Here is a 25,657-nt window from a genome sequence, read left to right as displayed (position 1 = left end):
TATGTGCGTTATTGCTTGAAAGGGATTGTCTTCTAGATAGAAAATTAAATTGTTGCCACGAACGTAATTAATTGTTTCGTGGCCGGAACGGAGTTAGGGAATTATGGCACGCTATGGACTGGTCATTGGCAATGCAGCTTATGGTAAAGATCCCCTAAAAAATGCAGTCAATGATGCGAGGTCGATTCATAAAGCCTTGCAGATGCGCGGTTTTGAATCTTTTTTGCTCTGCGATGCAACTAAAGATCAAATCATCGAGGCTATAGTTAAGGTTAAAGATAAAGTGGTTTCTGGCGACCTGCTGTTTGTTTATTTCGCCGGGCATGCTTATGAGCATTTAGGATATGGCTATCTAGTTCCAATTGATATTGATGAGTTTACTCCTGCCTCAGTTGAATATTGTTCTTATCACCTTGAGGATTTACTTCGTGAGACTCAAGGGCTTGGCTTAGTACGCATAGTGGTTCTGGATGCTTGTAGATTGCCGTTTAATGCTAAGGACTACTCTTCGAAAGCCGTTAACGAGCGTATTCATGAGGCCCGCTCAGAAACCGAGAAGAGCCAAAGTAATGTCTTGGTATCATACTCAACTAGCTATGGTGATGTAGCTCTTGACGGCATGGGCTCTAATAGTGTTTTTACAAAGCACCTGAAGAGAGCTTTGCTTGATCATAAGTTAAGTGTCGAGGAGATGTTTAAGGACATTGGTAGCGCAGTAATACATGAAACTAAAAATCGACAGAGGCCATGGTTTTATTCTAGCTTGGTATCTAAAATAAAGATATCGGATCTGCCTAATTTCAAGCAGCAGCAGAGTTTCTTTGCGAATGCGGGCGGATGTTTAAATGCACTTGTTGTGTCGAAACACAGAGACGGTGTGTTCTTCGTTAGCGATAATAAATACCTTCAGTTATTAGCTGACTCAGGAGCAAATGGTAAGTTAAGATTTGAAACTGGGGTAAGAGCTATTCGGCAGTCCGAGGCGGGAGACCTTTTCGCAATTACTAATGAAGGTAAGCTGCTTGTCGTTAGCATCGGTTTGGAAGTGGATCTCAAGGAGATTGATCCCGAAGGTGTTGCGGTCAGTGGTGATGGGGAATTTATTTTCGTTTATGGCTTGCATCATTGCGTTATGTTTCGTAAACAAGATGAAGGCCTTCATCTTGTTTACGAAAAGCGGATTAAGAAAAGTTTTTATTGCGCTGAATTTATTAGCAATACCGAAGTGTGGGTTGGCGGAGACTACTTTAGTGTACTCTCTGTGCGAATTATATCTGACAAAGTGAGTGCTAGGCATCTAGAGCTAAAACTTCTCGACCATTTGTACGCTATATGCAAGCATGACGATAATCATGTCATTCTCGCGACATCATCGGGCAATATTTACATGATCAATAGGGAGGCCGAAATTTCCGGCCTCGTTATGAATTTAGGAGAGTCACCTAGACTGCCGTCGAGTCGCAGAAGCTCGCTGCTCCATGTTGTTGGTGATGACCAAATTATTAACGAATTTCTTTTTGCTCCGAAGGGTTTGGACGAGTCAGCTGTAAAACTTATGAAGGAGCGTCTTGGATCCAACGATTTATTGTACATATCGCGATCAAATACTCTCCCGATACTTGCCATTGGCAGTTCTGAAGGTGTTGTTACAATTATCGATACTCGGGTCTGGGAGGCTTACCAGCAGCTCGATACAAGCGGGGGTAGAGAGACAGAGCTTGTAGGCCTAGCTTTCACTGCCAAAAATACGTTAGTCGCGGCTACGAAAGACAAGCATATATTGTTCTATGCACCTATAAGGCAGGACTATTTTGAGTCGCTGGATTATGTCGACTCCCTGTAACTAAATTCGATGCGTTCAATTGTGGTTGCGTTATGTAGTGAGCTGCTAGCTTTAAGTTTTATTTAACTTGGAGGTTGAGGTGTGTTGGGATATTCACAAGAGCTTTCAGATATTATTGCCCTGCGTGGTGGACTTCAGTTGCCACATCATTCAGATGCGTGGGTTAACAAGCTAGTTACCGAGAGCAAGGCTGCAATTGAGTTCAACGGCGAAGAATTGAGCATATATACTTTAGCCCAAATGGTTACAAGCTACATTCGACTATTTATAATTGCAACTCGCCAATGGCTTTTGCCTACGTATCACCAAGAGAGGTCGATGATAAATGTGCCTTTATCGGGATCAGCTTTGGGTTTGTTTATAATGCCGCATGCATTGTAACCTTAATGTTGTCGCGGGGAGATATGTTTGCTGAGGTTGGTGCGGCTAGCTTAGAGGGAGATGGGACTCCGCTACCGTACATACCTAGTAATCTTGCTGGTTCAGATATAATTCCATCTAGGCCTAAATGCGATGTTCGAAAGAATTTTTCCATATTTTTTCTAGTCAAATTCATCGAGAGTGTCTTTATGCATGAAGTTTCGCATTTGGTGCGTGGTCATGTAGGTTATGTGCGGGCATCTGGCGTACTTTGAATTGACGCAGATATAGGGGCGATTCAAGAGTGCTTTAACTTTTTGTTTGTAACTCAAGAGAATTTATCTCACGGTCGGCTTAGCTTCCCAACCACCGCAATAAGGGATGCCTTGGGTATTTTGAATTCTAATTCGATTGATGCAGCAAGATACTTATTTATATCTAAGTATATGCCGCTTAGAATGTTCGAGGCTAACTGTTGGTCTGCGGATTTGCAAAAGCCAAGGTCGCATCCCGCTCCGCCAGTACGCATGATGTATCTCATATATATCTTTAGTTCTGAAGTTCTTTCCGGTGAGATATTTAATATACCTTCTGGGCTCGCGAAGGATTATGTGCTTGGTTGGGCACTCGAATGCGAAGAGTCCTATATGCGTTTGCAGGGCGATGAAATCGATCCACGTGGTCTAGCTAGTGTTTGGGAGGGCCCTGAAACAACTGACTATATAGAAAGCATTCAAAGAGAATATGCCAGAATGGAGTCTGCGCTTGATGCCTTTGCCTTTAACTCATCTTATTAATTGTGTTTGTAAGCTCACTTTAACTTTTGAGTAATTGTGAGCCCAGGCTTCGGTCGGCCTAATATCTGCGCTTGAGGGCGTTTATGCCTTTGATTAGGCTCTCATCTATTTTGAAAATTCCTACTCCTCACATCCAGCCCCTCCAGTAAATCGCTCCTGTCCGCTAGATAGCTCGCGATCAAATGCACCACGCCTTCCTGATCTTCCAGCTTGCCCTTTACCTGGAGCAGCTTCGAATGCACCAGGGCTGATCGGTACTCCTCGGCCAAGTCCTTCCAAACGATCACGTTGATCATGCCGAACTCATCTTCCAGGGTCACAAAGGTCACGCCACTCGCTGTAGAAGGCCGCTGGCGACCAGTCACGATCCCGATCACTGTGACGTGATTGCAATCGCCCATCTCCCGCAAATCCCGCGAGCTCTTCGCACGCATTTTCTTAAGCTGAGCCCTGAGTAACGACATTGGATGCGGCCCCAGGGTCGTGCCTGTCCGCGCATAATCCGCGTGCATGTTTTCCACGACGCTAGGCTCCGGAATCGCTACCGGCTTCTCATCGGGCTCCTGGGCAAAAGAGGTATGGGCTGCTGCACCGCTGCGATTTCCCACCGGGCCGCATGGCGGTGCCGAGCGAGGTTCTTCAGCGCATCAGCCTCGGCAAGTAGCTCGCGCGCCTTGTGATCCAGCTCCGCGCGCAGACAGAGGTCGCCGACGTCGCTGAACGACTTCGCCTCCCGCTCGATCTGAATCCTTCTGCCGACGGCTTCAGCTAATCCTCTGATCATTCGCAGACCCATCCGCAGCGCCGGCAGCCTTCGATCCAGCGCTTCCAGAGTGCAGTCCCAATCGCTCACAGTCACGTCGACAGGACGGATCTCAATACCGTGCCGGCGAGCATCCTGGAGCACCTGATCTGGCGAGTAAAAACCCATGGGCCAGGAGTTAATCAGGGCGCACGCGTACGCCGATTGCTCGTGGCATTTAAGCCAGCAGCTTGCATAGGTGAGCAGGGCGAAACTCGCTGCGTGCGATTCCGGAAAACCATAGCTGCCGAAGCCCTTGATCTGCTTGAAAATGCGAGCCGCAAACTCCTCGCTGTAGCCCCGTTCCAGCATGCCCTGGCGCAGTCGGATCTGGTGCGGCTCCAGGCCACCATGGCGCTTCCAGGCGGCCATGGACATCTGGACGGCGGAGAAATGGGGATGGACGCCTGCATGGGACTCCAAACCGGCGCGGCGGGACATCAACGCGACGCGGGAGAAGGCAGCTAGGAGCAAGTACTTCCGGCAGATCTGGCCGCACCGGGCCTTGGTCTGCGCTGACGGTTGGTACGAGTGGTGTGTGGTCGAGGGTGAGAAGGCCAAGCCGCCGTACTACATTAGTAGGGCAGATGATGAACCTCTCTTTCTGCCTGCCATTGGGCAGTTCTCAGAGCCGAGCGTCGAGCCTGGAGGGCATGAAAGGATGCAGGATAATCACAGCAGATTCCGGGGGCGGCATGCTTGATGTCCTCGACCGGCGACCTGTTGTGTTCGGCGCGAATGACGCCAGAGTGTGGCTATCAGATGTGAGCTCTGAGGTGGCTGACCAGTTGCTGCAAGAAAGTGCGCTGCCTGTCGCTGAGTTCACGTGGTTTGCCGTAGGGCGTGCGGTTGGAAACGTTCGTAACGAGGGGGCAGAGTTGATCGACCCATTAGGGTGAATCATCGTTGCTGCGCCTGAAGCAACGCTTCACCGCTTGCTGCCGTCACAGCCCTACATCGCGTTGAAGCTTGATCTCGGAAAGCCTGGCTGTTAGTCCGTCATTTGGCACGTGACTAAGAATTTCGCCCGCGATTAGAAACCTCAGCGATTTCAGGGCCTGAAGATGCTCACGATTGAACCTGCGGAAGTCACAAGAAAGCGGGCGTCTCCCTTGCTTGATGTTGGTAAAGAGCATGCCCGTGACTTCCGACATACCTTCAGGACTAGCAAGGCGAGGGATATCGCAATCGCCCAAGTCCAGCTCCAGGGCACGAGCCCACACCAGCCTTTCTTCCGTGCGATTCATTCGCTCATCTACATCTTAAATATTTACTCTGTAGACCTGTACCAATGCCGGCCAACCGTCGACGTCGAGATGCCAAGCGTTCTCGCAGCCTCAGCTTGGCTGAGACCCTGGCTTTTGAGCTTCAGGACTGCTCTGGTGGTTTCATGGCCTCTGGCCCTAAGCGGGTGTACAGGGGCGGGCACCAGTGATGAAACGCGAGCATCAAGGTACTCATGCTGTGCGAGTTCCTCGATGACCAGCTTCAGAGCGTCATGTGGAGTCGAGCCTGCTTTGATCGCATACACGAGCGAGAGCAATGTAAGGGGCTGAATCTCCATCGCCTGGGCCAGCAGATCGATGGACTCCAGGGTGGCTGCGTTTTGGGCCCTTTCCAGCCGGCTAATCTGAGAGGGATCTAGCTCGGCAGCAAGCTTGCGTTGAGTGACCCCTTTGCGTGCTCGGAGCAACAGCAAGGCATCGGCTAGGGCCTGGCGGAGCAGCATGTGGCATTCCTGCAAATGCAACTATATGCCGTGTTTGAGTTGTCCCGCACAAATGTATATATTCAACAGCACGGGATGATCGGTCTGATGCTGCAACGGGCGGGGCTTCCTTAAGGGGCGTGGAGCAATTTATGCCTTATTCGCGAATAGCAACCGGTGCAGTTCAGCATGAGAGTTTTGATTTATTCCGACCTCCATCTTGAGTTTGGAGCTGGCTTTGAACCGCCCGATATCGATGTCGACCTGGTCGTCTTGGCTGGTGATATCGGCAAGGGTGCGAAGGCAGTTCATTGGGCGAACGACGTATTTAAATGCCAAGTAGTACTGATCGCTGGGAACCATGAGTTTTATTCGGGTCACCTCCATCGAACTTGGCGAAAGATGAAAGACGCCGCAGCCCCGCACGTTTGCCTTCTGGAGAACGAAGCGTTCGTTTGGAAGGGCATCCGCTTGCTGGGCACCACCGCGTGGACAGACTTTTCGCTTACAGGGAATCCAGTCGCGGCGAGCTTCACAGCTTGGCGGGAGATGAATGACTTCAGGCAAATACGCACTGAGGAGAGCTATCGAAGGCTTCGCCCCGATGACGTGATCAAGCTAAATCGTATTTCCCACGACTGGCTGAATAGTGAGTTGGCTAAGCCTTTTGATGGCAAAACAGTTGTGGTCACTCATCATGCTCCGCTTCCTGGGGTGTTAAGCGACGAGTATCAGGGCCACCTTAGTGCTTCCTATGCGAACAACTGGCCGAAGCTTGTGGAGCAAGCTGACCTCTGGGTGTTCGGCCACACCCACTTTGCTGTTGATACCGATATTTTGGGGTGCCGAGTGCTATCCAACCCTAGAGGCTATCCCGGTGAAGAGACAGGTTTTAACCCAGCCTTCGTGGTTGAGTTCTAAAGAATCAATAGGAGTTGCTGTGCAAGCAGGAAAACCAATACCCGCCGCTGTTATGCGGGCAAGTCGCTTAAATTGGGATGTGCTCGTCGACGCCTATCTGATTAACGCTGCGCGGGTGGGCGATCGATTTACCGCATCAGTCTATCTCGATCGCGCGGGGGCGATCGAGAACGGCGCGACGGCAGTAACTCCTCCGCTACGAAGAGTCGCAGCTCGTGGTGAATTTAGCTTGATGCAAAGTACTAACGGGCGCGATTACTACGTCCTGGTGTCTGAATACCGACCCACGCTTTCCCATTCGGGATTAGTGTGAAAAATTCTCTACGCAACATTTAGATGTCCACTGACGTTAAGGGAATAATCAGAATATGTCAGAATTGAAAAGGCAAGTAGTTGTTATCAAAAACTCAGTGTATGAAAACTCAGTCTCTTCATTTTCAATCTATAAGCGTGTTCGCGTCGAAGACGAGCAGGGTAAGACTTTTTATTTCAAAAACCTAGTAGTACCAGATTACTTGAGATCTAAAGGCGCCATCGTAAATGACAGGCCACGGGTTTGGTTTGTAAAAAATACTGCCAAAAATGTTTCGGTGATAATTGCGTACGAAACGCCTGACGGTCAAATCGAATATGACCTGGATGAGATCAAAGCTCTCTCCAAATCAAGCGTGATGATGGGCCTCAAATTCGCCGTTGCGGCAGTGCCGGCGTCGATAATCATAGCCACGGCTACCTTTGGATTTGGGTTGCTCCTTGTTCCCTGGATCGGCTATTACGCGTACCGCCACCTTTTCAAGGTTCCCGCAATGCTGAGTCAAAAGAGACTCATCGAAGACTTCGCGAAGTTTGGCGTAACGATCCGACCGTACTGAACGCAGAAGCTGCTCTGGAGCCCAAGATCGCAGCCCAGCTTTCAACAAAATCCAAACTCGCTGCTTACCATTCCCTAACTTAAAAGAATATGTCCTGAAACAGTAGGTGCCAATGCTTGATGTCATAAAAGCTCTAAGGAACATGCATTCTTTGCCTTTTCGGGAGCAGGTCACGGGAGTCATGAGCGATGTTTATTTTATTAATGGACACCTATCAGGCGAGATTCATGGCGATAGGAAAAAACGATTTCGTGACGCTACACGCATCATGAGTTCCCCGGTTAATTTTGGCTTTCAAGCACTGGGACATCAGCTCTTCCTAACGCAATCTGGAAATCTCTATATGATTGCAAGTTGGCGGCGTTTTGATGAGCCATTGAGTAACCTGGACTTTTCCGACGGCATCCATCCTGTGGATTTCGTGTTCAGTATAGACCCCGATCGCCAGCGCGACTTCGAGAGCGACATCGAAGTTGCTGGTCAAGACGAAGTGAAGCTGATCCGTGTCGGGCTCCCGAATCAGCGCAGGCATCGAGCAGTAACCGTCCAAGAGGACACTGTATCGACTTCAGAAAAACCTATGATCGATCGAAACTTCGAGATATTCCAACAAGCCCTAGGCAAGGTTGAGCTATCCAAGCTGCAGCGCACGCTTGAATCAGCACGAGACGAGTTTATGGAACAGGAGGGAACGCAGGTTCTGATCGAATGCACGAAGCGGCGTCCGGATCCGTCTCTGCTCACTCTGGTGTCGTTGGGATACCTGCCTGAATGGCAGTCAATCCTTGTTTTGGACGGCCAATTCAACGTGTCCCAATCTGCGACGAATCATCTAGCTATTGCCTTGTTGGTAGTGCTTCCAGCTGAAGCACTCAACGATGAGCTACGTGACCTCAGGTTCCAGATCGACTTGGGGATCTGACGAGCACGTATGGTGGAATATTACGCTCTAAATCAAAAACTTACCGACGATTGGCTGAGGTCAGCAATGCCCATGAAGACCGCTGCCGTGCTCTTTGACGTCTTTGGGACGTTGATCAAGATTGAAAACCGACGTAGCCCATACCTTCAGCTGCTACGACATGGAAGGACACGAGGACGTCGACCGCACCCTGACGATGCGATGACCTTGATGACTCATGACCTTACCCTGTCAGAAGCCGCAATCCGCCTGGCAATCCCTATCGGGTATGTGAGGCTCCAAGGCCTGGAGGGGCTGCTAACAGAGGAACTATCGAGCCTGAAGCTCTATGAAGATGCCCTTGAGGCAATCCACATGCTGCAGGCAACTGGGCTAAAAGTTGGTTTGTGCTCAAACTTGGCTGCGCCTTATGGGCCAGCCGTTCGCAGGTTGCTGCCTGGGGTCGACGCGTATGGCTTTAGTTTCGAGATCGGTGCGGTAAAGCCAGATCCGATCGTCTATGAGTCAGTGTGTCGGATGCTTGAGGTTGAGCCTGGTCACCAGCTGGGAGGCGAACGGATTGTAATGATCGGAGATTCCATCCGCTGCGATCGAGATGGGGCTAGGGCCGCTGGGATTGCAGGGTTTCATCTGAATCGTGCGGGGACTAGCGGCTTCAGCAACCTACTCGACTTTGCGCAGGCGGTGCTGTTAGGGGGTGTTTGATCGCGCTGTTAAGTCTGCTCGCGGTTAATGTTGCTTGGACGTTCGCAACTTATACCGGCGTGGTATTAGCCGAGATAACGAATCCGCTTCTATTCCAGCATTACCTTGAACCCAGGTGCGTGAAAGTAACAGTCAGCTCCGGCTCTAACGGATTCCACCGCGAGAATCTGTCAGAAAGATTAGCTGAATGGAGACTTTTGTCATGTTCCGCGACATGCATCGTTGTCGGATACCGAACCTTTTCATAGGATCGCGGCTCATTTTGGCCAACAGGGATGTGCCATGCAGTGCATTGGCTTTCGCCGCGTGCGGATTTCGAAGGATGTCCCTACATACCGGCCTGTAAAATCCGTTTATGGCAGCCGCCACGCTCCAGTCCTTGTCAGCGCCGTTCTGCTCGCAACGGCGATCAGTCATGCTTATGCGCAGGTACCAGGCGCGGAGGACGAGCTTCTGCGTCAACGTGAGCGCGAGCGCGTTCTGCAAGAGCAGCTCGAAGCCCGCCCTGATGTGCGGCTTGAAGCACCAATCGTTCAGGGAGGCGATCTCCCAATCGGCGAGGTGCCTTGTTTTCCCATCAATGATATTCGGCTGATTGGGGAGACCTCTGATCAATTCCATTGGGCGTTGACCGCTGCCAATCCGGCCTATGATCGCGCCATCGGGGAGTGCCTTGGTGCTGGCGGGGTCAATCTCACGATGACGCGTATTCAGAACGCGATCATCGAGCGCGGCTATGTGACTACGCGGATTCTTGCAGAAGCCCAAGACCTAAAAAGTGGCGTTCTCGTTCTTACGGTAATTCCTGGCCGTATCGCCAGCATCAGGTTTGCCGAAGGCACGAGCTTTCGAGCTAATGCCTGGAACGCAATGCCTGCATCGTCAGGCGATCTTCTCAACTTGCGCGACATAGAACAGGCGTTGGAGAACTTCAAGCGTGTGCCTACGGTGGAGGCTGATATCCAGATCGCACCTGCACAGGCTGCGAACGCCAAACCAGGCGAAAGCGATGTGGTGATCGCCTGGAGGCAAAAGCTTCCCGCGCGGGTGAGCTTCTCGGTCGACAATTCTGGCAGCGAAGGGACGGGCAAGTATCAAGGTAACGTAGCGTTGTCGCTCGACAACGTCCTTTCACTCAATGATTTGTTCTATGCCAGCTTCACTCACGACCTCGGCGGCGGTGAGTCAGGCAATCGGGGATCCAAAGGCAGCACACTGCATTATTCGTTGCCTTTGGGCTACTGGACGGTTGGACTGACCGGCAGTGAATACGACTACCACCAGTCTGTGGCTGGGGTTAATCAGTCCTACCTCTACCGCGGGGAAAGTCGGAACAACGAGCTTCGACTCTCCCGTATTCTCTACCGAGACGCGCTACGTAAGACCAGTGCATGGAGCAGCCTGTGGACACGCTCTTCAGAAAACTTCATTGATGACACCGAGATTGAGATCCAGCGTCGCCGTATGTCCGGTTGGGAGGGCGGGCTCAATCACCGCGAGTACATCGGTGCCTCTACATTAGAGCTCAGTGCGGCCTACCGGCGTGGAACAGGCGCACGCGCGTCTCTCTCGGCGCCCGAGGAAGAGTTCGGTGAAGGCACGTCCCGCTCCAAGATCATTACAGCTAGCGCCCAACTGCAGGTTCCGTTCGAGATGTACGGGCAGCAGCTTCGTTACATCGGCGGATGGCGTGCGCAATGGAATCGAACACCACTGGTTCCGCAGGATCGCTTCTCGATCGGGGGGCGTTACACGGTTCGTGGGTTCGACGGCGAGACCATCCTTTCTGCTGACCGCGGTTGGACGCTGCGCAACGAGCTGGGACTGAGCTTGGGCGCTACCGGGCAGGAACTCTATACCGGGATTGATTACGGACGTGTCGGTGGCCCTTCCAGCGAGTACCTGATCGGCAACTACCTGATGGGCGCCGTTGCTGGCATCAGGGGTGGTTACAAGTGGCTGTACTACGACTGGTCTTGGGGCACACCGCTGAAGAAGCCCAGTGGCTTTGAAACCGACCATGTCACCAGCGCCTTCACCGTGTCTGTTTCGTTCTGAGAGCCGTCAGCATGCAATTCAACAATTTTGAGATCATGGCCCCAGGGCTGATTGATGAGCCATGGATTGAGGCGAGTGCACTGGGAGCTATCACCTGGCTCTGGATGCATTCGGATACGCATCGTGACGCCCCCCTTCACACACTTCCAGCCGTGTTGCTTCCTGCGATCAAGCATCGCCAGTTCATGCTTGGCAGTGAAGCAGGTAAGCCTGTTTTTTATCTCTCCTGGCTGAATCTGAGCGAAGAGAGCGAAGCGCGATATCTCAAGAACTCGCCGCTCATGCTCTCGGAAGAGGACTGGAACAGTGGTGACCGCGTGTGGATTGAGGATTGGATTGCACCATTTGGTCACTCCGCCGCTTTTCGGCGACTGGTTCAACGTCATCTGTTCGCCAATGTATGCATGCGCTCCCTGCATCACCAAGGGGAGAGCCGTGGCGCGCGCGTTAAGACATTCAAAGGAAGCAACGTGACACGCGAGCAGGCAAACGCGTGGTTCGCTGCACGGCCAATGGCTGTCGCCCTTTAACCCAGTTTTCGATCTTGGCGGTGTAGTACCGCAAACGGAATTGCAATGAATAAGAACCTCTACCGCGTTGTGTTCAACAAGGCTCGTGGGCTGCTGATGGTGGTGGCCGAAAATGTGAGCAGCCAGGGAAAATCACCCGGAGCGTCTGAAGGTGCTGTTGGAACCCCGTGCGTCGCAGTCATCGGCGGCGTCCGGTTCGCAATCATGGCTGCTCTCGGGCTTGTTGCCGTTCTCAGTACGCCATCCTGGGCGTCTGGTGTGGTCGCGGACTCAACTGCGCCATCGAATCAACAGCCAGGCATCATCGGCAGTGCCAACGGCACACCCCAGGTCAATATCCGCGCGCCCAGTGCGGCCGGTGTATCGCGAAACACCTACAGCCGGTTCGATGTGGATGGGAAGGGCGTCATCCTCAACAACTCAAACCGCAGTGTTCAGACGCAACTCGGTGGATGGATTGAGGGTAACCCGCTACTAGGGCAGACCAGCGCTCGGGTCATTCTCAACGAGGTGAATGCGGCCAACCCCAGCCAACTGCGCGGTTATACCGAAGTGGCGGGACGGCGTGCGGAAGTCATCATTGCCAATCCTGCTGGAATCACCTGTGACGGGTGCGGTTTCATCAATGCCGAACGTGCCACGCTCAGTACCGGCCGGGCACAGATGGAGAATGGGCGCATCACTGGTTTTGAAGTGCAAGGAGGGACGCTTCGAATCGAGGGAAAAGGGCTCGACACAGCTCAATCCGACTACACCAATCTGATCGCTCGTGCGGTTGAGGTCAATGCAGGGATCTGGGCAAACGATCTAAAGGTCACCGCCGGGCGGAATCAGGTCAACTCGGACAATACACAACCCAAGCCTTTGGCCGATAACGCCGCGGACAAGCCAAGCGTTGCAATTGACGTGGCTCAATTGGGCGGGATGTACGCCGGCAAAATTATGCTGATCGGCACGGAGTCAGGCGTGGGGGTTCGCAACGCCGGACAGATTGGCGCCATGGCTGGCGATGTCGCCATCAGTGCAGACGGCAAGATACAGAATGCCGGCACGATCAGCAGTGCGGTTTCTACGCGGTTAGGCAGCCATGCCGCAATCGAGAACAGCGGGTCGCTGTACGCCAAGGGCCACGTAACAGTGGAGAGCGGCGCGAATGTCACCAACAGCGGCACCATCGCGGCTCAAGGTGACGTTAACGTCAGCGCCAAGGCAATCGACAGCGATACTGACTCGAGCCTTGCAGCGGGACTGACTGATGACGGTGGGCTGGGGAAGACGGGTAACCTTGTCCTTACGGCCGAACAAATCAAGGCGAATGGGCAGAGTCTGGCCGGTGGTGATATCACCGCAAAGGGTGTAAATGTCGACGTTAGCGGGAGCCAGATCCGGGCCAAGAACATCCAGATCGAATCAGGCCAACTCGATCTATCAGGCAGCACCGTGGACGCTTCGAAGCGCCTGTCAGCGAACGCGTCCTCGTCCATGGCCACAGATCGGGCAAGAATCACAGCGGATGCCCTCAGTATTGATGCAGGAACACTGTCAAACCATGGTGGCCAAATCGTGCAGTCCGGAACGGATGTTACGACGATACAAGTTGCCGGCGCGCTGGATAACCAAGATGGGCGAATAGCGAGTAACGGTACTGACCTTCGTATTGGCGCGGCTGATATAGACAACACGAAGGGCCGCATCGAACATGCGGGCAACGGTCTGCTGGATGTTCAGACCGAATCGTTTGATGGCTCCCAGGGATTGCTGGCGAGCAACGGCTCGCTCCAGGTAAAGGCAAACGACGTTGTCCTTGATAGCGGCGTAACCCAAGGCCGCGGGATTTCTTTTCAGGTAGGCGATCTCAGCAACCGGCACGGGAAGATGCTGCAGGTAGGCGACAAGCCGCTGAGCATCACCGCGACAGGCAGCCTGAATAACGTCGGAGGCCTCATCAGCAGCAGCGGCCCTGCAACCCTGGAAGCCAGAACGCTGGATAATACCGAAGGCAAGATCCTGACCACCGATGGTGGAAACCTAGTCATTGGAGCCGAGGAATCGGTCGTCAATACCAAGGGGATCTTGGGTTCAAGCGGTACCGCCACCCTGACCGCTGAATCTCTCAGCAACGGCGGGGGCACGCTTAGTGCAGCGGATACTCTGGTTGTTGTAGCCGATGACCTGAATAACGCCAAGGGCACAGTGGCGGCCAAGAAGGACGTCACGCTTACAACCGAGCGACTGACCAACGAGCAAGGCGCTATTGGCTCCGTGGAGTCGGATCTGACGATCAGCGTGAAGGAAAAGCTGGGAAATGCGGCCGGCCGGCTGGAGGCTGCTGGCGACATCAGCGTGAACGCCGCCGGTATCGACAATGCAAAGGGAACCATTAGCGGGAATCACCTGGATTTGGATGCCCACGCTGCACGCCTGGACAACGGCGGAGGAACGATCAACGCCCAGGCGGGCTTGGTCTCCAAAAGCGGTGAGTTGCTCAATGTCGGAGGACTGATCCAATCGGCGGGCGACCTCAACCTAGACACGGGTGCCGACCGGCTTGTTAACGCGGCTTCAGGTGACGCCGGAGGTATTGTCAGTCAGGGCGAACTGCAAATCCTGAGCGCACACATCCTCAATGATAAAGGCTTTATTGCGGCCAGGGAGGACGTACTCCTTGGCGCAACAAGCGTCATAAACCGCGGGCAAGTGATTGGTGAGGCCGGCGTTCGTATCCAAGGCTCCAATCTAGACAACGAGTCGGGCACGATCCAGGCGCGCAGCAACATTACTCTGGAAATAATCCAACAAATCAAAAACACCGGCGGCTTGATCCGCTCGGGCAGTCACCTCGATCTAGAGACTGCCAAACTAGATAACAGCCTTACCTCAGGAGCCGAAACCGGCATCGAGGGGCGTTCGATGCGCCTGGCCGTTGACAGCGTTATAAACCAGTCCGGGGCAATTCGGGCAGACGAATCAATTGAGATCGGTGCCAGCCAGTCCGTCGACAACGACAGCGGTCTTATCTCGGGGGGCACGCAGCTGAAGGTCAGTGACCGCGACCCCAGCTTGCAGCGCCTATCCGTATCGAACACCGCCGGAACCCTAATAGCAGGCAATCTCCTATCGCTCAACGCCGCCTACTTTTCGGGCAACGGCCGAGCCTTGAGCCTCGGTGACCTGACGTTGCGCAGCCGCAATGGGTTGATCAACAGCGGTCTGCTACAGGCGAACAATCAGCTTGATCTGGGCGTTGGGGGCGAACTAAGCAACAGCGGCCGCTTGGTGGCAGGTAACAGTTTGCTGCTTAGCGCCAAATCCCTGAACAACCTCGCCAGCGGGGAAATCAGCGCGGCACAGGTGAGCGTAGATACAAGTGACTCGCTCGTTAACCGGGGCCTAATAGATGGTCAGCGTGTTCGGCTGCAAACCAATGCGTTAACCAACCTGGGGACTGGACGGCTGTACGGCGATCAGCTGTCCATTGAGGCGTCTAGCCTTTTGAATAGCGACGAGAATGGCCGTGCGGCTGTCATTGCCGCGCGGGACGAACTCAATATTGGCGCCGACGTACTTCACAATCGCGAACAGTCGCTGATCTTCAGCGCCGGGGATCTGTCGATAGGAAAGACGCTGACGGCCAATGGGCAAGCGCAAGGGCGCGCCCGTTCGCTCCATAACGCGAGCGCTACGATTGAGTCGATCGGCAACCTTTCCATGGATGTGCAGAGTATCCGCAACACCAACGAGCACTTCAGTACTCGCGTTGCCGAGGTCAGCCGGGAGGCGGTGCAGGAGTACCAGCTCTCCGGGTCACCAAATCGCTATTCCAAAGACCAGATCAGGCTAACCCATGACGAGGTGGATTACCTGCACACGCCTGAAGGGAGCGACGATACCTGGAATCGATACGACTACACGCGCATTATTCAAGAGACGCGGATCGTCTCCTCGGCCCCTGCGCAGATTCTCTCGGGCGGCAACCTGCTGATCAAGTCAGGTGATGTACTCAACGACAACAGCCGGATCATTGCCGGTGGTTTGCTTCAGGGCCACATCGATCAGCTGACTAATACCCAGCTGCAAGGTGAGAGGGTCATTGCCGATGAAGGTTCGGTCACCAATTTCTACCGCAAGAAGAAGAAGGGACGCGATGACCAGGGCAGCAGCCACGCAGCCTATACCCCAGCGCAAGTCATCCAATCGATATCCCTGTCGCCGACCGTGTACCAACAGAATGCCAACGTGGTTGGTACTGGCACGTCGGTGGCCGGGCGCGGCAGCCATCAAGTAGCGCAGCAGGTCGCCACAACTGGCGCAATCGCCGCGAATGCGGGTGCTATGCATCAGGTTGGATCAATCATCCAGGTAGCCGCCCAATCATCCGAGCAGGGGAGTGCTGTTCCAGAGCAAGTGCGCACCGGCGGTTACACGGTAAACCTGCCTACCAATAGTTTGTTCAAAACCAATCCGAGCGCACTCACTGGCTTTCTGATTGAGACTGATCCAAGGTTTGCAAGCTATCGGAACTGGCTGTCCTCTGACTACATGCTGGATCGGCTTAAAATCGATCCGGCGCAGAGCCAACTTCGTCTTGGCGATGGTTTCTACGAGCAGAGACTTGTTCGCGAGCAGATCGCGCAATTGACTGGGCGGCGCTTTCTGGAGGGCTATGCAAGCGACGAGCAGCAGTATCGAACGCTGATAGACAATGCCGTTACCGTAGCCAGCGAGTGGCAGCTCGTTCCGGGTATAGCGCTCACAGCTGAGCAAATGGCCTCGCTTACCAGCGATATCGTATGGCTAGTTGAGCAGCCGGTGACACTCGCCAGCGGTGAGGTAAAAAATGTTCTAGTGCCGCAGGTTTACGTCCGCGTCAAAGAGGGTGATCTTAACGGATCCGGCGCTCTGATTGCCGGTCAGCAGCTGAACCTAGACATCAGCGGCGATGTGATCAACAGCGGCAGTTTGGCTGGCCGCAGCGTCATGTCGTTGACTGCACAGAATATCGACAACCTCGGTGGACGCATCCAGGCTGACAAGGCATCAATTCAAGCACGTGAGAACCTCAATAACCTCGGCGGGCTGATCGGCGCGGTGGATTCGCTGTCCATAAGCGCAGGACAGGACATCACTGTTGCGTCCACCACCCATGAGAGCTCAGGTGCTCAAGGAAGCCGGACAAACCTGTCCCGGGTGGCAGGGCTCTTCGTCAGTGGCGCCAACGGCACCATGAAGGTCAGTGCAGGCAACGATGTCAATCTCGATGCAGCGCAGGTGGTCAACGCCGGCAACGGCCAAACGGCAATTAGCGCCGGTCGAGACATCAATTTGGGAACGGTTACAGAGACGCAGGAGCAATCCATCGTCTGGAACGCCAGCAACTGGCGTAAAGATGCCAGCCGTACCGAGGTCGGCTCTGTCATTCAGTCTACCGGCGACCTTCAGCTGAGCGCGGGTCAAGACATCAACGCCCGTGGCGCAGATGTAACAAGCGACAAAGGGATGGTACTGGCTGACGCGCAGCGTGACATCAATCTCACTGAAGCCGAGAACTACCAGTTTGCCGACGAGGCGCACAAGTTCAAGGGCAAGAGTGGGATGTTCTCAAGCAAGACCACGACGACCCGAGACACCGTCACCCAGACCCTGGTGGCCGGCACGACCGTTAGTGGTGAGCAAACGTACCTGCAGGCCGGCCGAGATATCAACGTGCGCGGCAGCAACGTCGTTTCCTCGCAACAGACGATCCTGGTGGCCGATAACAACATCAACATCGAAGCTGCTGCTGACAGCGTCGCTGAACGTCACGACAAGACCGAGAAAAAGAGCGGCTTGTTCAGCGGTGGCGGCATCGCCGTAACGATCGGGAGCCAGCAGCAAAGCGTCGAAGATGAATCGACTCGGCGGACAGCGGTGGGCAGCACTATCGGCTCAACCGACGGCGATGTTTTGATTGCCGCTGGAAAAAACTATCGCCAGATAGGCAGCCAGGTGGTCGCCCCCAAGGGCGATGTCGACATCAGTGCCGAGCGCATCGATATTCTTGAAGCACGTAATCTCAGTGAGCGTGAGCGCGAGACCAAATTCAAGCAAGCGGGTGTGTCGATCACGATCACCAATCCGGTGATCAGCGCGATTCAGACCGCCGAGCAGATGAAACAGGCAGCGGATAAAACTGATAACACTCGTATGCAAGCATTGGCGCTGGCCACGACCGCGCTGTCTGCAAACAACGCTGCCACCGCCGTCGCCCAGAATCCGGCGCAAGCCGGCGGAATCAACATCAGTATTTCCCTAGGTGCTCAAAAGAGCGAAAACACAGTCACTCAGCGGAGCGACACGTCGGCGGCTTCTACTGTTGCTGCGGGCAATGACGTGACGTTGAATGCCCGTGGGGCCGGCGATGACAGCAACATCACTGTTCGTGGCAGCCAGATCAAGGCGGGGAACAATGCAACCCTCGTGTCTGAGGGCGATATCAATCTGCTCGCCGCCAAAGATAGCGCTGAACAGAAAAGCGATAGCGAGGGAAGCAATGCCAGTGTCGGAATCGGGATCTCGTTTGGCGGAAGTCAGAACGGAATTTCCTTCAATCTCGGCGTTGCTGGCAACCGGGGCGAAAGTGACGGAGAGGATGTTACCCACACCAACGCGCGTGTAGACGCCGGCAACGCCTTGACCTTGAAATCAGGGCGAGACACTAACCTCAAGGGCGCCGTTGCGACCGGCAAGCAGGTTATTGCCGATGTCGGGCGCGACCTGAACATCGAGAGCCTGCAGGACACTAGCACCTACAAGGTCGATGAGAAGAGCATGAGCGTAGGCGTGAGTCTGTGCATCCCGCCGTTCTGCTATGGTGCAAGTTCCGTATCCGGAAATATCGGCAAGACGGACATCAATTCCGAGTTTGCAAGCGTCACCGAGCAGTCCGGCATCAGGGCGGGCGATGACGGATTCCAGATCCGGGTGGGTGGCAATACCGACCTGGCAGGCGCGGTCATCACGAGCTCCGACAAGGCCATCCAGGACGGTCGTAACACGCTCAGTACGGCCACGCTAACGACCCGTGACATTGAGAACGGCGCGAAATACAGCGGTAGCAGTATCAGCCTGGGTGGGGGATTTGGCGGGGACGTCGGGAAGGATCAGCAGGGCAATGCGCAGGCGGGTACCGCTCAGACTCCAGGGACAACTTTGCCGAACGAAGGTGGATTCAGTTCTACGTTGCCTGTGGTGCTTGCCGCCAAGGACAGCGCGAGCAGTACCACCCGTAGCGGTATAAGCGGTGCGACAATAGAAATCAGGGACGACGCTAGTCAGCTGGCCCTGACAGGCGCCACCGCAGAGCAGACGGTGGCATCGTTGAACCGCGACGTTTCGAGTGATCGCGATACTTCGAATGCACTAAAGCCAATCTTCAACGAAGAAGAGATCCGGGCTGGTTTCGAAATTGCCGGCTCCTTTACGCGTGAAGTTGGCACCTTCTTGGATAATAAGGCCAAAGAGTCGACAGCGGCGAAGGAGGACTTGGATAAGGAACGGCAAAAGCCTAGCGATCAGCAAAATCCGGCGTTGATACAGCACCTCACCCAGACATTAAAAGACAACCAAACCTGGGAATTTGGAGGTACCAGTCGAGCAGTATTGACAGCGCTGACTGCCGCGGCTGGGGGGAACATCTCTGGAAGCGGTGCAAGCATGCTGCAAGCGGCCACGGTTAACTATATGCAAGGGCTGGCAGCTAAAGAAGTCAAAATCATCGCAGACCGCCTGGACTCCGATGTCGCCCGTACCGCATTGCATGCAGTAGTTGCATGTGCCGGAGCCGCCGCACAGGGCGCTGACTGCGGGAGCGGTGCATTGGGTGCAGCCTCTAGTGTTGTCATAAACAACTTGGTTGAACAGGTAACGGGCCAAGCGGGAGGGGCGCTCACCCCGGCTGAAAAAGAGGCGCGCAAGAACCTTGTTAGCTCCCTTATCTCCGGTATCACTGCGGCCTCAGGCGGCGAAGTGGCTATAGCCAATACGGCCGCTCAGATCGAGGCTGAAAACAACGCATTCTGGGTGCCAGTCATCATCGGCGCTGCTTGGCTGGTGGACAAAGGAATGACCGCCTACGATGCGTATCAAGATATCCAAGCAGTTCGCGCTGGTGAAAAAACGTTAGAGCAGCTAGCAGCTGAAAAGGGCGAAGAATACATAGCACAGGTTATCGCTGGCAATGTCGGTAAGTACGGCATGAAGGCGGTAAAAGTCGGCGGGAAATGGATCGCGGGCAAAGTCGGCTCTAACGAAACCATAGTTAGAATCGAAACAAAAAATTCGGTAAAGGGTTCAGTTGAATACGACATACTGAACAATCCCAGCGCTCGAAGCCCTGATACTCGTTATGACCTCGACAATGGAAACTCATTCAAAACGAATAGTGAAGGGCATGTCGAAGAGCTTACATTCACACCAACGAATACGAAGGTACCTAGGGATCCGAGGCAAACCGCTGCTGGAAAACAAGGCCTGGAAACGGATGTTGGTGGCCATGCCCAAGCTTGTAGCCAAGGTGGCACTTGTGACGGATACAATCTTTTTCCGCAGGACAAAAATTTCAATAATTCCAGTTATAAGGTTTTTTACGAAAACGTCATCAGAAAAGCACTGAATGATCCTACAAAGGTAGTGGGGCCAACGACGATAGTTTTCGTGCGTAAAGACAGTGCTACAATACGGCCAGATGCGCTACGGGTGACGTACACCATCGATGGGCGACAAAAAACCGTTACGTTCAAAAATTCGGCCAACTCAAACCCGGAGCAAGGTTAGTGATTACTGAAGATTTTGAATTGGTTAAGGACATATTTGCCCTTGTGGATGAGGGGATTGTGTCCGGTTACGACGCGTTTAGGCTCGAAATTGAAGTCAATGATGACTATATTGTGGAAGAGCTGACAGTCGAAAAAAACAGTGTTGAAGTTACGAACGCTGAAACGGATTACAATGGTGCAGTTCTGTACGAACTCGTCGAAAAACTTCGGGCTTCAGCTAAGGCACGCGGCGAGAATTGGAGCGCATTTGTAATTTCATACCGTCATGGTGAGCAGGTGCATACGAAATTTAAATACTAATTGGCATTAGTATTTCGTCGGATTCATCAGTTTTTCCTCGATTGCCAAATCTGCTCCCGGAGCAGTAAGTGGGCTTCGCGGCACAATGTTCGCGAAATGCGCCGGAATCAGATTCGCTGGTGTCATTTTCAAAAGCAGAGCGGTCTGGTCGAGCTGGGAGCTTTGAGGCATGCAGCAATGAAAATACCTTTAGGCAAGGACAATCAGCATGCTGACCGTACCCGACGTGTTCGGCGCGAAATCCGAGGACGGTCGGGCAATGAAGTGGCTAGTTCATTCCGGACATTGAGTTAAGTTTTTCTTCTACCCCAGCAGTTTGTCGGCGGCTAATACCTCGCATCCGGTAGCCACTGGAACTTGTGGCCACCTGGGCTGAAGCCGTGACTGCCTTTGGTCTAATCGGTCGTTTGGGGATTGCAGCCCTCGTATGAATCTGGCCAATAGCCGGCGCAACTCACGTCTTCGGGGTAGGCTCCGGCAAGTTGACGATACGAACGCCCACTTCGCGGTTGGGGCATGAGCAAAGCACAGCGAGAAACCAGAGCCCAACCCATCTTGGTCTATCCACATCTTCTTTCAGCGGGGAGGGGGTCGACGCACTGGTAGCCGGACGCCGTGGTTGCTTCCGTATGGGCTGATCATGCTTATCGTAAGCTTGCCTAGCGCGAAGCCTTGGTGTATGGCATATAGCTACTATCAGGGCGTTGCCTAGGCCTGCAGGCCATCGCGTGGACGTGGCATTGGAAGGTCTGCGCGCTCAGCGATGTACGAAAGCCCAAGAATCAGGATCAGGTAGATGTTTAGGAGAATCACGCGCGGCGCTAGCCGTTGTTGGTGGGCGCTTGTCGCCGGTGGCCGTGCAGCACGGCGATCCTTTAAAGCTTGGCGTAGTGACGATGACCGCTTTTTCGAACCTCTCACCCCGGTGTTGGTGGAGGACGAAAGAGCCGCGCGGTATGAACGCGAGCTTCTACGAGCGCTGCAAAACGACGAAGTACTAAACATTGCGATCACTGGTGGCTATGGCGCGGGCAAGAGTAGTGTCCTAAAAACGTTTTTCGAGCACCACCGCAGCTTCAAACACACCTTCGTCTCGCTGGCCACGTTCACCAAAGCGAATGCTCCCTCGCCTGTCGCGCAGAAATCATCTAATGAGTCAGCTGAATCTGTGGAACCTGGGACTTCTGCATCTGTTGCCGCCAATAGCGATGGCGCAGCCAGTACCGATCTGATCAATCGTATCGAAGAGACGATCGTCCAACAGCTTCTGTACGCGGTACAAGCGAAGCAGCTTCCCAAGACCCGGCTTAAACGTATTTCGCACGCTTCAACACTACGAGTTGGCTGGCGTACGTTATGCGTTGCTGGAATTGGAATTTGTGCATTGCGCCTGGGAGCGCCAAAGCTCCAAACCCTTTCGGACGTGGCCAAGGATTTCGCATTAAAGGGGCTGATGTGGGTGCCCGAACCTGTTGCCCTGGGTGTAGTGCTGGCCGGTGGCGTATGGATCTTGTACTCGGGCTTGAAGCTGCTTTCTCTGTTTAGTATCGATGGCCTCACGCTCAGAGGCGGCAAGCTTGAGGCGATCCATCATGCGTCGGTTTTGCACAAGAACATCGACGAGATTATCTACTGCTTTGAACGCAGCGACATCAATGTTGTGGTCATCGAAGACCTGGATAGGTTCGACATTCAGGAGATATTTTTCAGACTGCGAGAGATTAACTTCATCATTAGGCAGTCCCCACAGGTCAAGCGTCCCATCCATTTCATCTATGCGCTGCGAGATGAGATGTTTACCGTCACAGACAAGACGAAATTTTTTGACCTGATAATCCCAATCATCCCTGTGGTGAACTCAGAAAACTCGCGGGAAAAGCTCATTGAGCTTTTGGGGCAGCGATATGTGGGCGGTGAGCCGCTTCATGCCGGCCTCACGCCCAAGCTGATCGAGACGGTGGGATACCACATCGATGAGATGCGGCTGATCAAGAACATCGTGAACGAGTTCGACATCTACGCCCACAACCTTGCGAATGACGGTCTGGTGCTCGACCCGAATAAGCTTTTCGCGATGGTAGCGCTGAGGAACCTGCACCCTGAGGCGTATTCGGATCTGCTCAAGCGAAGAGGCCTGATCTACCAGGTAATTGAAGGCTATCCCGCTTGGGTCAAATCGGAGGTTCAACGCCATCAGCTTGCCATTTCAGCGTTAAAAAGCCGCCGTGCGACGCGTGAATCGGAGGTCGCCACTGATCTTACGAGTCTGCGCGCGTGCGTCTGGTTTGAGCTCATCCGCAGAGGCGATATTAGAGGCGCCAACGTCCTATGGTTGGAAGACCAAACTGTTGTTTCCCTATTAGAATTTGTCGAAGACGAAGTGTTTAACCGGGTGGCTAGCGAGAGAAATGTCTACCCAGTGCAGATGACTGGACGGGCATATGGTCACCAGAAAGGGACGGCCCAACAGCCTAAGACTCTGCTGCAGGAGCTGTCGTATCCGCAGCGCGTTGCGGGCCTCGAGGTGTCAATCGATGACATTGACGACGAGATAATTGATCTTCAGAGAAAGATTGCCAAGTTGAAAACCATGCCGTTCAGGGAGGCATGTAACGATGGCTATGGGGATTCGTTCACCCCGGAGCCCAAAGGCTACGAGCTGATCACTTTCCTGCTGCATCGAGGTCATCTTGACACCGATTACACAGACTACCTTGGTTATTTCTACGAAGGCTCGTTGAGCCAGTCGGACAAGAAACTCACGATGGCGCTCGCCCGGGGCGAAATGCTCGATGTCGGTACCCCAATACGAAACCCGGAGCGAGTCGCTAGCAAGCTAGATCTCGACTCAGTCGACAAGGGCAAAGGATTGTTAATGCACTTGATGGCTGAGCTTGTTCGCCCGCGCCAGGATGACGTCGAGGCCAGGGAAGAAAAGCTCTCGGTAATCCTCAAAAGCAGCCATCACCACATGGGGCGCCTTTCTGGGGCGGTCGAGCTTCTACCAGAGGAGGACAGAAGTGCTGTCATCAAGGCACTTTTCAGGAACGATTCCAACCTTATCAATCAGCTCCTCTCCTACGACAAAGCGAACCTCGCTCGCGAAGACCTGGTGGTTATGGTGTTGGACAGCTTGTCGGCTGATCAGGTTGAACAACTGCAGGGGCGTAGGGGTACGCTGCTGAAGGTTATCAACGACCTGCGTGAGGTATCAAAGCTGGTTCCTGGGCTTGCGTCCGGCCAAATGGGCTGGGCATGGCTGAAAAACAAACCTGCACAGTTTTGTAATGCCAGCGACGCTACGACAGCTGAAGATCTCAAAGCCTTGGTCGAGTGGGGCTGCATCAGTCCTACTATGCCGATGCTGAGGCTGCTATGTAGTGCCTTGGAGCCACACACCGAAGTCGGAACAGTATCCCATCACCGGCTTGGTCGGCTGGGGCTGGTGGGCTTCGATGGCCTTGTTGAAAAATCACCCTCAAAGTATGTGGGAGAGCTGCTGGGCCAGATGGGCTTCTTGGACGAAACGGAGGGCTCACTACTTGCTGTGCTTGCTCTTCTTGAAGACGAAGATGACCTCCGGTTGGAAATGTTCGAGCGTACAACCTGCATGCTGACCGAGCTGGATAAGCTTCCATCCGCGCTGTGGTTGCCGGCCCTGCAGTCTGAGCGTCTCAGCAAACCCGGGGATGCCGCGTGGACATTCTTCGACGGCGTTGTCATTACGCCCAACAGCAACTCCAAATCCTCTAATGAGCCTGAGCTAGCTGACTTGGGCGACACAGCAGTACCTATCTTCGTCGAGTTCCTGACCCGTAATGCGGCAACCCTTGCCAATGAGCTTTGGGGTGTCGAAGGTGAGGAGGAGTTGCAGACGTTCATCATCCAAAATGAGCAGGTCAGCGGTGACACACTGAAGACCCTTTTCTCGTCCATCGTCTTGGCGCCGTCAGTGTTGGTGAACGGGACTGTCCCAGCGACGCGCTGGGCCTTTTTCTCCAACGCGTCCTTCGTCCCTTTCAGCAAAGAAATCAAAGAACTTATTTCGCAATATGAGTCTTCAGCGGAGTTTCGCTATATCGCCCATCATTGGCGGGAAGCCCGTAACTCACTGAACTTGTCAGCATTACCGATAGGGTTGGTAGTTTCTCTAACTCGCTCTGGTGTTGCATCCCTAGCGGATACCATGACGATATGGCAGGGCATAACGGCAGAGATGTATAGCACATGGGAAGGCGCGGTCGAGGAGCTGGCAAACGTTTGCGCGCGCGCGAACAAGGAACAAGCCACATTCCCGTCCAGTTATTTGCCCGTGATTACACACTGCCTTTCAGATCCCGCTTTGAGCAGCCAGAAGCGGACAGAGATGATCATCCAGGCGCTGCAGATGAACTGCAGCTGGGCTGATGTAGCGAGGGTTCTCCCTCTACTCGGAGAGGAACATGGTGCGCTCGTTTGGAAGAGACGTGCACACCTCCCAACCTCCAACGATGATCGTCGACTAGTTGACGCGCTGAAGCGGAGAGAGTTCGTGGGGGCTGTGAGGTTTGAATCCAAACGTACCGTCGTGTTCAGCAAACGAAACCAAATGGCTTAACGTGAATTGCGTGCGGCGATGAGCATCCAGGAAAGGGATATTTAGGGCCGCTTCCGGCCCGATAGCTCCCTTTTGCGATACCGGTTGCGTTCAGCGGCTGCCGCTAAAGGAACTCTATCTAAGAGACAAATTGACCAACCTTCCGTTTAATTTTCAGAGAGATACAGCCCTGATCCTCTTCAATTAGTTATTCCGAAGAACATGGATAGCGTGGTACCTACAGAACGGCCGCACTGGCATTAGGCATGGCGGTACTGACGCTGTGGCCACCCCTGTCTACGTGGAAAGCTTGAGCGCCAATGCCACACCGGCCTGGCTCAGGCCATCTTGCTTCAGCGCTGTACAGCCTTTGTCGTTTTGACCCCTAAGGATGAACCGGATTCTACTGAAAAGAGTAAGCTATGCAGGGAGCGGATCGAGGGTGTCGTT

The 25,657-nt window shown here is 53.7% G+C and carries 15 protein-coding genes and 1 pseudogene; 13 read left to right on the top strand and 3 right to left on the bottom strand.

Translation table 11 applies throughout. From position 1 onward, the window contains the following. The first annotated feature begins 103 nt into the window (after positions 1 to 103). Positions 104 to 1,843, top strand: a complete 1,740-nt coding sequence (locus tag V6943_RS18620; RefSeq protein ID WP_340555009.1) for a caspase family protein — start codon at positions 104 to 106, stop codon at positions 1,841 to 1,843. Positions 1,844 to 2,589: 746 nt separating this feature from the next. After that, entirely contained in the window at positions 2,590 to 3,000 is a 411-nt protein-coding gene (locus tag V6943_RS18615) for a hypothetical protein (protein ID WP_340555008.1), read from the top strand. Positions 3,001 to 3,101: 101 nt separating this feature from the next. Here the strand turns inward: V6943_RS18615 and V6943_RS18610 are convergent. Continuing rightward, a pseudogene (locus V6943_RS18610) lies at positions 3,102 to 4,186 on the bottom strand (helix-hairpin-helix domain-containing protein); the annotation flags it as partial. On the opposite strand from V6943_RS18610, the gene V6943_RS20545 reads away from it, so the two are divergent. Then, complete coding sequence (locus V6943_RS20545; RefSeq protein ID WP_445324158.1) at positions 4,113 to 4,505, top strand: SOS response-associated peptidase family protein; 393 nt, start codon at positions 4,113 to 4,115, stop codon at positions 4,503 to 4,505. The pseudogene V6943_RS18610 and the gene V6943_RS20545 sit on opposite strands and share 74 nt — an antisense overlap. Next, positions 4,390 to 4,701 (top strand): SOS response-associated peptidase family protein, encoded by a 312-nt coding sequence (locus V6943_RS20540; RefSeq protein WP_445324157.1) that lies wholly within the window; start codon positions 4,390 to 4,392, stop codon positions 4,699 to 4,701. The genes V6943_RS20545 and V6943_RS20540 overlap by 116 nt, the downstream gene beginning before the upstream one ends. A gap of 45 nt (positions 4,702 to 4,746) precedes the next feature. Here V6943_RS20540 and V6943_RS18605 read toward each other — a convergent pair whose 3' ends face one another. Beyond that, positions 4,747 to 5,049, bottom strand: a complete 303-nt coding sequence (locus V6943_RS18605) for a hypothetical protein (RefSeq protein ID WP_340555007.1) — start codon at positions 5,047 to 5,049, stop codon at positions 4,747 to 4,749. A 23-nt stretch (positions 5,050 to 5,072) separates the two neighbouring features. Then, complete coding sequence (locus V6943_RS18600; RefSeq protein WP_340555006.1) at positions 5,073 to 5,531, bottom strand: helix-turn-helix domain-containing protein; 459 nt, start codon at positions 5,529 to 5,531, stop codon at positions 5,073 to 5,075. A gap of 168 nt (positions 5,532 to 5,699) precedes the next feature. Between V6943_RS18600 and V6943_RS18595 the strand changes: the two genes are divergently transcribed. The 9 genes from V6943_RS18595 to V6943_RS18555 all read left to right on the top strand — a co-directional run bounded on the left by V6943_RS18595 (position 5,700) and on the right by V6943_RS18555 (position 25,228). Continuing rightward, positions 5,700 to 6,431, top strand: coding sequence for a metallophosphoesterase (locus tag V6943_RS18595; RefSeq protein ID WP_340555005.1), 732 nt, complete (start codon positions 5,700 to 5,702; stop codon positions 6,429 to 6,431). Positions 6,432 to 6,799: 368 nt separating this feature from the next. Continuing rightward, positions 6,800 to 7,303: a hypothetical protein gene (locus tag V6943_RS18590; RefSeq protein ID WP_340555004.1), complete on the top strand. Its 504-nt coding sequence runs from the start codon at positions 6,800 to 6,802 to the stop codon at positions 7,301 to 7,303. A 181-nt stretch (positions 7,304 to 7,484) separates the two neighbouring features. Further along, positions 7,485 to 8,225 (top strand): hypothetical protein, encoded by a 741-nt coding sequence (locus V6943_RS18585; protein ID WP_340555003.1) that lies wholly within the window; start codon positions 7,485 to 7,487, stop codon positions 8,223 to 8,225. A 9-nt stretch (positions 8,226 to 8,234) separates the two neighbouring features. After that, positions 8,235 to 8,930 (top strand): HAD family hydrolase, encoded by a 696-nt coding sequence (locus V6943_RS18580; RefSeq protein WP_340555002.1) that lies wholly within the window; start codon positions 8,235 to 8,237, stop codon positions 8,928 to 8,930. A gap of 282 nt (positions 8,931 to 9,212) precedes the next feature. Then, positions 9,213 to 10,988 (top strand): ShlB/FhaC/HecB family hemolysin secretion/activation protein, encoded by a 1,776-nt coding sequence (locus V6943_RS18575; RefSeq protein ID WP_340555001.1) that lies wholly within the window; start codon positions 9,213 to 9,215, stop codon positions 10,986 to 10,988. Between the two features lie 11 nt (positions 10,989 to 10,999). After that, positions 11,000 to 11,518 carry a toxin-activating lysine-acyltransferase gene (locus tag V6943_RS18570; RefSeq protein ID WP_340555000.1) on the top strand — a complete coding sequence of 173 codons (519 nt, stop codon included), beginning with the start codon at positions 11,000 to 11,002 and terminating at the stop codon, positions 11,516 to 11,518. Between the two features lie 45 nt (positions 11,519 to 11,563). Continuing rightward, entirely contained in the window at positions 11,564 to 20,329 is an 8,766-nt protein-coding gene (locus tag V6943_RS18565) for a two-partner secretion domain-containing protein (protein WP_340554999.1), read from the top strand. Continuing rightward, a complete protein-coding gene (locus V6943_RS18560; protein ID WP_340554998.1) occupies positions 20,329 to 20,631 on the top strand; it encodes a hypothetical protein in 303 nt (100 codons plus the stop codon). The genes V6943_RS18565 and V6943_RS18560 overlap by 1 nt, the downstream gene beginning before the upstream one ends. A 796-nt stretch (positions 20,632 to 21,427) precedes the next feature. Beyond that, positions 21,428 to 25,228 (top strand): YobI family P-loop NTPase, encoded by a 3,801-nt coding sequence (locus V6943_RS18555; RefSeq protein ID WP_340554997.1) that lies wholly within the window; start codon positions 21,428 to 21,430, stop codon positions 25,226 to 25,228. Positions 25,229 to 25,657: the final 429 nt, after the last annotated feature.

Origin of the sequence: Pseudomonas sp. CBC3 (assembly GCF_037967085.1) — a bacterium.
GTDB lineage: Bacteria > Pseudomonadota > Gammaproteobacteria > Pseudomonadales > Pseudomonadaceae > Stutzerimonas.
This window is presented reverse-complemented; position numbering and strand designations above follow the sequence as displayed.

What these genes read in the sequence shown, in the direction of transcription:
- V6943_RS18620 (WP_340555009.1), top strand. Translation starts at nt 104, where the DNA reads ATGGCACGCTATGGACTGGTCATTGGCAATGCAGCTTATGGTAAAGAT.
- V6943_RS20545 (WP_445324158.1), top strand. Translation starts at nt 4,113, where the DNA reads ATGCCCTGGCGCAGTCGGATCTGGTGCGGCTCCAGGCCACCATGGCGC.
- V6943_RS20540 (WP_445324157.1), top strand. Translation starts at nt 4,390, where the DNA reads ATGATGAACCTCTCTTTCTGCCTGCCATTGGGCAGTTCTCAGAGCCGA.
- V6943_RS18605 (WP_340555007.1), bottom strand. Translation starts at nt 5,049, where the DNA reads ATGAATCGCACGGAAGAAAGGCTGGTGTGGGCTCGTGCCCTGGAGCTG.
- V6943_RS18600 (WP_340555006.1), bottom strand. Translation starts at nt 5,531, where the DNA reads ATGCTGCTCCGCCAGGCCCTAGCCGATGCCTTGCTGTTGCTCCGAGCA.
- V6943_RS18595 (WP_340555005.1), top strand. Translation starts at nt 5,700, where the DNA reads ATGAGAGTTTTGATTTATTCCGACCTCCATCTTGAGTTTGGAGCTGGC.
- V6943_RS18590 (WP_340555004.1), top strand. Translation starts at nt 6,800, where the DNA reads ATGTCAGAATTGAAAAGGCAAGTAGTTGTTATCAAAAACTCAGTGTAT.
- V6943_RS18585 (WP_340555003.1), top strand. Translation starts at nt 7,485, where the DNA reads ATGAGCGATGTTTATTTTATTAATGGACACCTATCAGGCGAGATTCAT.
- V6943_RS18580 (WP_340555002.1), top strand. Translation starts at nt 8,235, where the DNA reads ATGGTGGAATATTACGCTCTAAATCAAAAACTTACCGACGATTGGCTG.
- V6943_RS18575 (WP_340555001.1), top strand. Translation starts at nt 9,213, where the DNA reads ATGCAGTGCATTGGCTTTCGCCGCGTGCGGATTTCGAAGGATGTCCCT.
- V6943_RS18570 (WP_340555000.1), top strand. Translation starts at nt 11,000, where the DNA reads ATGCAATTCAACAATTTTGAGATCATGGCCCCAGGGCTGATTGATGAG.
- V6943_RS18565 (WP_340554999.1), top strand. Translation starts at nt 11,564, where the DNA reads ATGAATAAGAACCTCTACCGCGTTGTGTTCAACAAGGCTCGTGGGCTG.
- V6943_RS18555 (WP_340554997.1), top strand. Translation starts at nt 21,428, where the DNA reads ATGTTTAGGAGAATCACGCGCGGCGCTAGCCGTTGTTGGTGGGCGCTT.